This is a genomic window from Streptomyces niphimycinicus (assembly GCF_018883605.1).
Lineage (GTDB): Bacteria > Actinomycetota > Actinomycetes > Streptomycetales > Streptomycetaceae > Streptomyces > Streptomyces niphimycinicus.
The window spans coordinates 1-490 of the sequence record NZ_JAHLEM010000186.1; the positions used below are offsets into that span (position 1 = coordinate 1).

Consider the following 490-nt stretch of genomic DNA (forward strand, 5'->3'; position numbering starts at 1 on the left):
GGCCTCGGACTCATTGACGTTCGGCGGCAGCACCTTGATGCCCATACGACGGCACTCGTTCAGATAGACCGCCGACTTGTCCTTGTCGTCACGGACCGAGGTGAGCAGCGCCGCCATGTACTCGGCGGGGTAGTTGGCCTTGAGATACGCGGTCCAGTAGGTGACCAGGCCGTACGCGGAGGAGTGCGCCTTGTTGAACGCGTATCCGGCGAACGGGACCAGGACGTCCCACACCGCCTGGATGGCCTGGTCGGAGTAGTCCCGGTCGCGCATGCCCTTCTGGAAGGGCACGAACTCCTTGTCCAGGACCTCCTGCTTCTTCTTGCCCATGGCCCGGCGGAGCAGGTCGGCCTGGCCGAGCGAATAGCCGGCGAGCACCTGGGCGGCCTTCTGCACCTGCTCCTGGTACACGATGAGGCCGTAGGTGATGCCCAGGACCTCCTTGAGCGGCTCCTCCAGCTCGGGGTGGATCGGGGTGATCTCCTGCTGC

Annotated in this window: 1 pseudogene; it reads right to left on the minus strand. The window is 65.1% G+C overall.

The annotated features are described in order from the left end of the window. Nucleotides 1-490 (minus strand): annotated as a pseudogene (locus tag KN815_RS18140) (DNA polymerase III subunit alpha); the annotation flags it as partial.